Annotated in this window: 8 protein-coding genes; 4 read left to right on the forward strand and 4 right to left on the reverse strand. The window is 46.4% G+C overall.

Going from position 1 to position 10715, the window contains the following annotated elements; all coding sequences use genetic code 11:
- Positions 1–4 precede the first annotated feature (4 nt).
- The 4 genes from Q0628_RS03060 to Q0628_RS03075 all read right to left on the reverse strand — a co-directional run bounded on the left by Q0628_RS03060 (position 5) and on the right by Q0628_RS03075 (position 4518).
- The gene (locus tag Q0628_RS03060) at positions 5–1834 is read right to left on the reverse strand and encodes a glycosyl hydrolase 53 family protein (protein ID WP_298768110.1); all 1830 of its coding nucleotides are present in this window, start codon (positions 1832–1834) and stop codon (positions 5–7) included.
- 205 nt (positions 1835–2039) lie between these two features.
- Complete coding sequence (locus Q0628_RS03065; RefSeq protein ID WP_298768111.1) at positions 2040–3182, reverse strand: PDDEXK nuclease domain-containing protein; 1143 nt, start codon at positions 3180–3182, stop codon at positions 2040–2042.
- Between the two features lie 171 nt (positions 3183–3353).
- The gene (locus Q0628_RS03070) at positions 3354–4316 is read right to left on the reverse strand and encodes an ORF6N domain-containing protein (RefSeq protein WP_298768112.1); all 963 of its coding nucleotides are present in this window, start codon (positions 4314–4316) and stop codon (positions 3354–3356) included.
- A complete protein-coding gene (locus Q0628_RS03075) occupies positions 4309–4518 on the reverse strand; it encodes a hypothetical protein (protein ID WP_298768113.1) in 210 nt (69 codons plus the stop codon). The genes Q0628_RS03070 and Q0628_RS03075 overlap by 8 nt, the downstream gene beginning before the upstream one ends.
- A 642-nt stretch (positions 4519–5160) precedes the next feature.
- Between Q0628_RS03075 and dcm the strand changes: the two genes are divergently transcribed.
- The 4 genes from dcm to Q0628_RS03095 all read left to right on the forward strand — a co-directional run bounded on the left by dcm (position 5161) and on the right by Q0628_RS03095 (position 10465).
- Positions 5161–6249, forward strand: a complete 1089-nt coding sequence (dcm, locus tag Q0628_RS03080) for a DNA (cytosine-5-)-methyltransferase (RefSeq protein WP_298768114.1) — start codon at positions 5161–5163, stop codon at positions 6247–6249.
- A complete protein-coding gene (locus Q0628_RS03085; protein ID WP_298768115.1) occupies positions 6249–8003 on the forward strand; it encodes an AAA family ATPase in 1755 nt (584 codons plus the stop codon). Before dcm ends, Q0628_RS03085 begins: the two co-directional genes overlap by 1 nt.
- Positions 8004–8009: 6 nt before the next feature.
- On the forward strand, positions 8010–9422 hold the full coding sequence (locus tag Q0628_RS03090) for an LlaJI family restriction endonuclease (RefSeq protein ID WP_298768116.1): 1413 nt from the start codon (positions 8010–8012) through the stop codon (positions 9420–9422).
- A 263-nt stretch (positions 9423–9685) separates the two neighbouring features.
- A complete protein-coding gene (locus Q0628_RS03095; RefSeq protein ID WP_298768117.1) occupies positions 9686–10465 on the forward strand; it encodes a hypothetical protein in 780 nt (259 codons plus the stop codon).
- Positions 10466–10715 lie beyond the last annotated feature (250 nt).

Consider the following 10715-nt stretch of genomic DNA (forward strand, 5'->3'; position numbering starts at 1 on the left):
CCTGTTACTTTGTATATACCCTGATTCTTGACGCGCGGTTCTTCAATGCACCCGCAGAACGCCCGTTCACCAGGAAGTTCCGGCCACCGTTACGGAGCGTATTGCTGCGCACAGGGATCCGCTGGAGCACCGTCGTGCCGCTGTCGCCCACCGCCGAGTCGCCGGGATTGACAGGAACCACCGCGTTTTTATCCACGAACTCGATGCGGTCGATATTCGGGCCGCCATCCTTCGTGAGCGAGGCAATAGTGATGGCGCTTGCACCCGCAGGCAACCTGAGCGTCACCACGCTAGAATCCCACGATTCCCAGGCACCCGTCGATTCGAAGTCCACCGATTCCACCTGCACCTTGCCATTCACCGCAACACTTACCGGGCGGTTTGCCGTAGAGCCGTTCGCAAAGACAATCTTCACGTCCTTATCGCCCTCGTCGGCAGCAACCACGGAAAGCGTCACCGAAGACCCCTCCTCGTTATCGAGATTCGCGTAGCCCTTGCCCGAAAAGCCCTCGTGCGTCGATTCAAGAACCGTCTTGTTGAACACGCCGTTTTCCGCCTCGTACTTGAGCGAATCCTTACCCACGAACTTGAAGGTCGCGCCCAGGTTCACATCCTTGTCGAGACTTGCCACCGTGTATTCCTTGCCGTTACCCGTATTGTCGCCGGTCCACGCCACGAATTCCCAACCCTCCTGCGGAACGGCCGTAAAGGTCACCTTGCTCCCTTCGGCAATTTCACTACCCTCGATGCTCTGCGCAATCGAGCCGCCGTAAGCGACCGTCGTCTTCACGTTGTACTTCTTTACGGCCTTGCCGTTCTGCACCCAGTCCGGGAGCGTCGCGTTATATTTTTTCGCGATATCGCGCAGTTCCCTAAGGCGCGCATTCGCCGTATATTTCTGTCCGTCGCGATCGAACATCGGTTTTTTGCTGTAGCGGGTCGGCTCCCACACGAAGGTTCCCCAGCCCAGGTCGCCAAATTCATAGAACACCGAGTTCACGAGGGCCGTGCGTTCGCCCGTATATTCGCAGCTCAGCACCGCCTTCTTGTTCTTGACCACGAGCCCGAACATATCGCGCCAATCCTGCCCGTTGTTCGTGGTGCCGTAGGTGGAACCGCAAATGGCATCGTAGTCGATGTTCGCGTGAATCTTGTTGTACCAATCCGCGAAGCCCTTCTCGGGGCGCGGCTGACCATGCTGCATCACAATCTTGATAGAAGGATCCGTCTCGCGCACCGCACGCACACCCGAATTGATGATGTTCGCGAAGTCCGCCGTCTTGCTCAGCGAAACGCCCGCCACCCTCGAGTTGATTTCATTACCCACCTGCACCATGTCGGGGCGAAGTCCCGCCTTCATGAGCGCATCCATGGTCGTCTTCACGTGGTTATAGGCGAGCTTGCCCATCTCGGCATTGCTCTTGCCCGCCCAAGAGGCCGGAACATCCTGGTGGCCGATGGAGGCCCACGTGTCGCTCATGTGGAAATCCAGGAAGAATCCCATGTTGTGCGCCTTGATGCGCTTCGCAAGCGCAATGGTATGTTCCAGATCGCACCAGCACACGTTGGAATTTGCGCCGGAGTAGCTGTTCTTCGCGTAGCCGATGCACGAATTCACGAAGGTGCGCACGCGGATAAAGTTGATTCCGTGGTTCTGCAGGATATCAAAAAGGTCCTGCTGCTTGCCGTTATCGTAGTATTTTGCCCCCAGCGACTCGTCTTCGAGCACCCACGAGACATCGACACCCACGATATACGGGCGCGCAAGCGCCGCAACCGCCACGGCACCCAGAACCAGCACCGTTTTCCTGATGACTTTTCCCAATCCAAACATCCTTCACTCCTTTGATTTTAGTTTATCGCTATTTTGTTTACGCCTTTTTCAAACTTTGTTGTACTATAAATTGTACTATAATTTTCTATAAATATAACTCTTTTTACTACAAAGCGTACTATAATTTTTGAAAAATTTTAAAATTGGCGATTTTGGGCGAAAAACGGGCCCACAGGGGCCGGTTTTTGCTGTTTTAGGTCGTTTTTTACAGTCCCATCTCCTTCACTTCCTTAATCAAGAAGTTTTCCAACTGTTCACGGTCGGGAAGCCGCAACTTGTATGTCGAGACAAACAGTTTCTCGTCCATGCCGTTTAATACATATTGGACCATTTTCGGTCCTTTTTCCGTACAGAGCAAAATCCCGATCGGGGGATTATCCCCGTCCGCCATCTCGCAATCCTTGAAATAAGAGATGTAGGCATTCAGTTGAGCAGCGTGTTCAATGCGGAATTTGCCAACCTTCAACTCCACGATTACATTGCAGTGCAGCAGACGGTTATAAAGCACCAAATCGATAAAATAATACTCGTCATCTATGATAATGCGCTTTTGCCGAGCCTCGAAGCAGAACCCTTTGCCCATCTCCAACAGGAACTCCTGCAAATGGTCCATGATAGCCTGCTCCAATTCGGTTTCGGAGAACGCATCCTTGGCATCCAGGTCTAAAAAGTCGAGAGTATACGCGTCCTTGACCGACAAAACGGCATCAGTTCCGCCCTTTTCCACCCTTTGCAGCAACAGTTCCGGCTTTTTGCTGATTCCGCTCCTGAAATAGAGTTTCGTGTCGATTTGCCGACGAAGTTCTCGCACGCTCCATGTGCCTTTGATACATTCAAGTTCATAGAAGAACCTCTCCATAGGGTCGTCAATGGTCATTATTTCTTTAATATGCGAGAATGAAAGCCGACTGACAAGCAATTCCGGCGGCGTTTGGAATTTGCGAGACACTGTCTCGCAAATTGCCTCCCTGATTTTTTTCTTAATAACAACCAAATTTTCGGGAAAATAGTCTATTCCCTGCAATTTGTGCGACACCGTCGCACAAATCTGTGGATATTTCACGTAAAACATCCTGCATGCGTTCAACAACTGACGGTCAAGCCCCTTGATGGACAGTTCGTCGGCCAAATTTTGCAATAACCGAGCCCCGTATTTGGCGCGGTCGCACCCCTCTTGCTCATATTCGACTATATAGCAGCCGATAGCCCAATTTCGTATAGTCAGAAGCTGGTTTACGGCACCCTTGGCTACGGAACTTGTCGCATTATGGACGTCTTTTACCCGTTCCGCAAGGATTTCAAAAGTTGTTCCGTCGGCCTTACTGATAGGCGGTTCACGCTTATTCATCTTCTACTCCTTCCGCCTACAAGCAAAAAAAGGCGGGGTAAAGTGTTCTCGATACAAATATACATTCCCCGGATGTCACATTATGACAATCGTCGAAATTCGCGGAAATTTTGAGAATTTTGACGCCCCCCCCCGCAGGCGGTTGAAATCTGCATTGTCACCTTGTAATGCCTAGCTTTCTTTTTCTGCCTGAATCTTCTGCGATTCCTTCAACACTTCGTCCAACGTGAAATCTTCCTGCGTAAAGAAAAACGTATTCTTGCCCAAATCCTTGAGCGAAGCCCCGAAGTGGTAGGCCGTATCGTCTATGAACAAGAATCGGTCGTGCATTCCGTAACTGGGCAGAACTTGCATAGGGCTGTCTGGATATTGTTCGTTGTAAGTTGCCAGGTCTAACTCGAGAACCTTGCTCTTGTCGTAGGTGTAAATAGTCACGGAAACGCCTTTTTCCCGCTTGAGCATCATCGTCAAGGTTTTCTCGTTTACATATCTATCGACCAGCACAATTCTCTTTTTGGCTTGACGAATGAGGTTGCAGACAAATACATAGGCATCGAACTCCTGGTTGTTGTAAAATAAGCCCTTAGATTTAAGCTCGCCACGGTCCATCGCCTCGAAAAGTTCGTCAAATTTACGGTCGTGGTCAAGCAGATGTTCGTCATGACCAGTCAAGCGGCTGTCCTGTTCCAAATCCTTCGCTTCGACATTAGAAAGGCGATTGACAATTCCGCCATTTTGATATAAATACTGCCGCATGGCGACAAACGCATCCATGATTGCGATGGATACATTCACGGCAACCTTGCTTTTCAGGACGGATGAAAGCATGGCAAAGCCCTGTTCTGTAAAAACATAGGGCTTAAACCTGTCTCCGCCCCAACTTGAAATCACATTTTGTGATTTCAAGTTGTCTAATTCACTTTTTTCCAATTGGAAACAATATCTGTCAGGGAAACGTTCTATATTTCGCTTGACGGCCTGATTTATCGCCCTAGTTTCAACACCGTATAATGTTGCAATATCGCGGTCCAGCAGCACCTGCTTGCCACGAACAACCCGAATCATCTTTTCTACATCCAACTCCATAAGCGGGTTAGGTGCGAGATTATCCGTTTTTTCGGTCTTTTTAGCCATCTTCTACTCCTATAAACGCAAAAAAGCCGACCTTTGCTATATAAGAACGCCCAATTTTATTGGGGATATAACAAAAAGTCGGCTTTTCTAGTCGAACTTGGCTTGCAAGCGGATATTCGCTGCCGGTGCCTGTCATGGTGCAATATACAAAAAGCTGAGTAAAAAAAGGCAAGGGAACTCCCTTTTTGTCATCTTTTGCCATTCCAAAAATCTATATTTCAAGGCAAATAGAGTTTTCTCTTGTTCTCTACTTGAAACTTCGACAATTTCTGCAACGAGAACAAGGCGACGCTCACGTCTGCGACCGGCGCAAGCCTGCCGCATCGTTTTGGTACATGCATATTTTGTAAATCTGCCTGTAGGCAAACGGCCATTTGGGGCGTGAGTTGTTTGCGTTTATTCGTTGCGGGCAGTCGAAGGCCTCAAGTAGGTAAATGCATTCAACTCCACGCCTTTTTTATTTCCCAAAAAGACTGAAGAAATGCAGAACAGGGGTGGACTCGCTGAGTTTTGCTCTTGTCCTCTACTTGGAACTTCGACACTTTCAGCAACGAGAATAAGACAATAACTCGCCATCGCCCGTGGATTGCATGGGCGTAGTGTACCCTGGGCGTACTGTATCCGCTCGGGCTTGTTTTGCAACGTCATTGCGAACCCTGAAAGGGTGAAGCAATCCATTGCAAGATTATGCGGGTGTATTGTATTCTTTTGAAAATGTCGCGCTTTTAGGCGGGGAGTGAGTCGGCTCCCCGCCGTTCTTTTTTGCCCGCACCCCGGCCAAGCGAATCGGCCAGAACCGCTTCCGCGAGAGTGAACTCGTTCACTTTCAACACGGAGCGAAAAGATGCCGAGTAAAAAGGTTGTCAAGGACGATAAAAGCAAACCGAAGTTCAAGTTCATCGATTTGTTTGCTGGTATCGGAGGATTTCACTTAGCAATGGAATCTGTTGGCGGTGAATGCGTCTTTGCGAGTGAAATAGATAAATTCGCTCGACAAACTTATCAAACAAATTTTGAACGAAAATCTCCTGAACTGTTCAGCTTAGGAATGTTCAACGAAGATATAAATAAAATCGCTCCTAAAGATATACCAGACTTTGACTGCTTGTGTGCGGGATTTCCTTGTCAGCCTTTTAGCTACGCTGGACAAAAAAAGGGCTTTGAAGATAAGACTAGAGGAACTCTTTTCTTCAACATTAAAGAAATATTGAAAGAAAAGAAACCGAAAATGTTCTTCTTGGAAAATGTCAAGGGACTGGTTTCACATAAAGGGGGTGAAACCGTTAGTACAATTCTTGACATTCTTGAAAATGAACTTGGTTATCATGTATTTTCAACTGTTTTGTCGTCTCTAGATTTTGGACTACCACAAAAAAGAGAACGTTGGTACTGCGTTGGTTTTCGCGAAGATGTGAATTTTGATTTTCCTAAGCCTTTAAACAAAAAAGCTGTATTACGAGACATTGTTGATATTAATAATGATGACCCGACATTGAAATTGACTCAGTTCGAGTTGGATCGCATCAAATATCATTTTGAACATGCTAAGGATGAAGTCAGGGTAAAGCACGATAACTCCAAGTATAAGCCAAATACTAAAAAAGGGAAATATGGCATCTATTCATTCCAAAAGGCTGATGGTTCTTTGAGATTTCATGTTGGCGATCATGCAAAGACGCAGATACAAGAAGCATTCTACTCTTGCTTGGATACATATGCGTCAACCATAATTGCGAATAGAACGCCAAAACTTTGGGATTTGGGCCGAAAACTATCTGTTAGAGAATCACTTCGTTTACAGGGTTTCCCAGAATCATTCAAAATGCCTGTTTCCGATATGCAAGCGTTTAAACAACTTGGGAATTCAGTAAGTGTTCCCGTTCTTAAGGCTATTGCAAGGCAAATGCTAAAAGCATTAGAAGGGGGTAAATAATGAGATTGAGCCTACAAACCGTTCAACGGGCTTTTGATGAAATTGCTCAATTGGGAATTGACAATAAATTTTGGGGCGTTCTGACAATTGTAAAGAATGTCAAAAAATATTTGAAATTGCCTACATCAATTGGAACCATGAGTCTCATTGTTTGTGATAAAAATGGTGTTCAAAATGATTTAAAAAATTTCTTTTCTCTTCAAAATACAACAGATAATAATAAACAGGCGAATGATGATGATTGGCTGTTGTTGCGAAAAGATTTTGCTTCTTGGGTTTCTTATGAGTTACTCGCCAATAAAAGGGTAAATTTTCTTTCTTTGGCTGTATTTTTATTTCGAAATACATCTTTTCAGGAACGACTTACAAGTGATTTATTAATACAGAAAGTCAAAAGTTTTTTGAATATTCCCAAAGAATGGGAAAAAGATTGGTTTAAAGAAATCGCTTCATTTGATATAGAATATGAAGATTCCTTTAATGAATCTTGGAGTTGCGATTTTTCTGTTGGATGGCGTAAATATAAATTTGACAAAACGCATGGTTCTATTGTATTTAAACCATCTAAAGATATTTATTCTGTTGTTGCAAAACCTGATGAATTAAGTAGAGGGCCTTTTTATCAACCTTTGTATGCCGCTCAAGGAAATGCAATTTTATTTATAAAAAAGGATTTCTTTGAAAATGTTGAGGAGATAAAGAAAACTAATGAGGATGTTGGTGAGGTTAAGAAACAGAATAATACAAATTCCATCACCCCCTCTCAAATCATCTACTATGGTGTTCCGGGGTGTGGAAAGAGCAATAAAATCAGAGAGCAACTGAAGGACGTTCCTGAGAAAAACAAGGTTCGCGTCGTGTTCCACCCGGAATACACCAACGCCGAGTTCATCGGGCAAATTTTGCCAGTCACAAATGACGGTATTCGCTATGAATTTACACCCGGGCCGTTTACGCAAATTATCAAGCGGGCTTATCTCAATCCCAACGAACAATTCTACCTGGTTATCGAAGAAATCAACCGCGGTAATGCGGCTGCCATTTTCGGGGACACCTTCCAGTTGTTAGATAGGCTTAAAGCGGGGGAAACGGACTCTCTCGGCAATGACCCTGCAAATGCTTCTGTAAACACGTTTACAGAAGGCTGGAGTCAGTATTTTGTCCAGAACGATGATGTCAACGCCTATATTCGGGGAACTGAAAACAGCATTCAGATTGGGAATATTCGCTTTGATTCGAATACGGCTATCCGCTTGCCGCCTAACCTTTCCATCTTGGCGACAATGAACACCAGCGACCAAAATGTGTTCACGTTGGATAATGCCTTCCAGCGTCGTTTTGACATGGAACTAGTCCGCAACGAATTTGACCTCACTAAGCCTGCCGTCAATGCTCAGTACAACGCAGAAATTGACGATACCGGTATTAAATGGGGGCAATTCTGGGGATGGATCAATGCCAAAATTACGGCCACCCTCAAGGGTCTTTCCAGCACCGAAGACAAGCGGCTGGGAGTTTGGTTCGTGAGCAACGTGGGCGGTATTATTGACGACAAGGTCTTTGCCGAAAAGGTTTTGAAGTTTCTGTGGGATGATGTTTTCAAATTCAAGCGTCCGCAAGTATTTGCCGAAGGAATTGATACTCTGGAAAAGTTGATTAACTCCTTTGAAAAACCGTCTGAAGGGAAAGAACGCTTTGACGTTTTCAAGGACAAGGCGAATCTTGTCGCATTTGTAGCATCGCCAACGCTGTAATCCTTGATGCAAAAACTGAACGAAATATGTTCCTGCGAATCCAAGGCTAATTCGGAGACCGAGTTTGTCGGCATTCGTTGCGAAAAATCAAAGGAAGGTGGTGTGCTAGAAACAAGTATCATCTTTCCTTTGGGATATTTCAAAGATGATTTGACTTTGCGCGAACTTCCCGAAGAAGAATTGCGGGAATGTGTCGTCAATCTTTTTACGGTGCTTTCCGATCGTTCGTTGCAGGAACAGATTCATCAGGATTCCTCTATTTCCACATTCGCAGAGGAACATGGCGAATCTGAATTCCCGATGGTTTCGTACTTGAATGTTATCCGAAATTTTCTCAATTTCGGTTACCTTGATGAAAAGGAAATTCTGTACAAAAAGGGCGCGAACGGGAAAATCAGTTGGGGCCGGACAATCAAGGCCGTGCAGCCTGTCATTACCGAAGATGCACAGAATCTTGTGTACCTAGACTTTATCGCCCGTAAAGTCAGTTATAACGAAGATACGCTCATTACGCAGGTCCACAAGTTCTGCGTTCATGACGCTCTTGTGAAACTCGGATTTTTATTCGGCATAGAACCGTCCGAAGAGCCGCATTTGGATTTTGATTATGACCTGTTCTGTAACGCAATCCATTCCAAACTAGCAAAGACATTTAACGACCGTGATTTACGCCTGCTTGCTGATTTGGCACGAATTGTGGAATATCTTGCCGGGCATAAAACCGAAGACGGAAAAACGGCAGACGATTTTTATTTCGGAGTAAACAAGTTCGCCCCCGTGTGGGAAGCGATGGTGGATAAGATTTTCGGGAAGTTGCCGCAGGGAGTTGCCAAGGATAAATTTAATCCGCATTTACGGTGGAATGACGGATGCCGCGATGAAAAACTTGATGAATCTGAAGAAGAAATAGTCTTGAATGACCCGAAACGTTCCACACTCCGACCAGATACGATAATGGTTATGGGGGAGGGAGTGTATATCCTTGATTCCAAGTACTACAAATATGGCTTGACCGGATTCAATTCACATTTGCCGGGGGCCGAATCCGTGTGTAAGCAGATGGCTTATGCAGAATATGTGGAAACGCACTGGAAAGAAATTTTAGAAGAGAATGGAGATCCTTCGACTCCGTTACACTTCGCTCAGGATGACACCTCGCCAAAGCGTATTTATAATGTCTTCATTATGCCGTACTGTGCGGATGCTGGGAAATGGAATGAGATTGCCACGGCTTCGCCTCGCAATGACGTTTATGCAATGAAACGCGTCGGCTATATCTACGGCGACTGGAAAAACGTGAAGGACGAAAACCGACCTTACCACAAAATCGCCTGCATCCTCCTCGACACAAAATCCGTCATGCAGAATTATGCAAACAATCCCGCTGCACAAAGTGAACTGGCAGGGTTAATTAAATAAAAAACGCCTCCATTAAATTCTATGGGGCGAAAAAATGAGCCAATTCATGTCAACATATCAACAAAAGTTATTTCGTTGTTCGACAACCTAGGAATGGACGGCCCTTACAACGCCTTCGCCAAACGGCTTCTGGAAAACAGGGCCGTTCCTTGATGGAGATTTTCCATTCCGTCGGGTTCAGTGCTTGGAAATACCCGCGGGGACATTGCCGTGTTCGTTTTATTATAATTTCACGATAGAGAATTTTAAGAGGAGAAAAGAAAGTGAACTTCAAGTGGATATTCATTATCGGTGTTCTTGCTGCGGTCCTGTGTGCGGCAGAATGCGAAGTTGAGCATCATCAGGGCGAATCCAGTGTCGATCCCTATATGGGATATCCGGCGACCTCTCTTTACCTTTTCGAGGACAGCTACTTGGATCTCTCCAAGATGAACCAGAGGGAGCCTGCCGTTAAAAATGCCTCGGCGTCCGATACGGTGTGGGTGTACAGGTCTGAACTAGATTCCACCATGATTGTGATCGTGACCGAGAAGGTGGTCAAGGTGGCTCGGGTCGCCTATTCCAAAGACGAGTCGGCCGTTGTGGACACGCTGTTTGCCGTACATCACGATGACGTGTATAGGGACGAGTTTCCACGACTCCAGAAGGCGGGTGCTTTCAGGGGAACGGCGGAGCAGGCGGATTCCCTCGTGAACCATGTGTTTGAATTGTGTCAGCGGTATTATTCCAAGGAATGGGGTTACGCCGGTTGCGAGTTTAACCCTCCTGAAATGAGGCGGGAAAACGGGGGAATGGATGTCGACGGGATTGATGTCCCGCTTGCACTCGCTGCTGTTGCGGGGGAGTTTACCTGGCTTCTCGATACGCTGAACACCTGTCCGGAACTCAAGTTTCCGGCTCCCGAGGTGTCGCCCGATGGCTTGAGGCGTCTTAGGGGCCGCGATGGCTTTCTGCCACGAGTGCCGTCTAGGGTGTATGACCTCAATGGGCGCCAGTCGGACTGTGTCGATCGCAAGAATCGGCGGGGTCTTATTTTCCGATAAACCTCAGGGGGCGCCCGTGATTGGGCGCCCCCCTTGGTTTGGTTATGGGATTTTGTGGTGCAGTTTATTTGTTTATTGTAGTGGAAGATCCCCCTTTTTTGATTTTGGGATAGGTCATATGGGATTGGTTTGGTGTGGAAAAACTATTTGATGAAAATGGATTCGCTCATTGATCCAATGCGGAGCATGTAGCGTCCTGCCTGCGGAACGGTAAGGTTCAGTTGACCATTTGCGGAACCCGTGGCGATTG

The organism is uncultured Fibrobacter sp. (assembly GCF_937877005.1).
GTDB lineage: Bacteria > Fibrobacterota > Fibrobacteria > Fibrobacterales > Fibrobacteraceae > Fibrobacter.

Coding starts and splice junctions, on each gene's coding strand:
- Q0628_RS03060 (WP_298768110.1), bottom strand. CDS start 1,834: ATGTTTGGATTGGGAAAAGTCATCAGGAAAACGGTGCTGGTTCTGGGT.
- Q0628_RS03090 (WP_298768116.1), top strand. CDS start 8,010: ATGCAAAAACTGAACGAAATATGTTCCTGCGAATCCAAGGCTAATTCG.
- Q0628_RS03075 (WP_298768113.1), bottom strand. CDS start 4,518: ATGGCAAAAGATGACAAAAAGGGAGTTCCCTTGCCTTTTTTTACTCAG.
- dcm (WP_298768114.1), top strand. CDS start 5,161: ATGCCGAGTAAAAAGGTTGTCAAGGACGATAAAAGCAAACCGAAGTTC.
- Q0628_RS03065 (WP_298768111.1), bottom strand. CDS start 3,182: ATGAATAAGCGTGAACCGCCTATCAGTAAGGCCGACGGAACAACTTTT.
- Q0628_RS03070 (WP_298768112.1), bottom strand. CDS start 4,316: ATGGCTAAAAAGACCGAAAAAACGGATAATCTCGCACCTAACCCGCTT.
- Q0628_RS03085 (WP_298768115.1), top strand. CDS start 6,249: ATGAGATTGAGCCTACAAACCGTTCAACGGGCTTTTGATGAAATTGCT.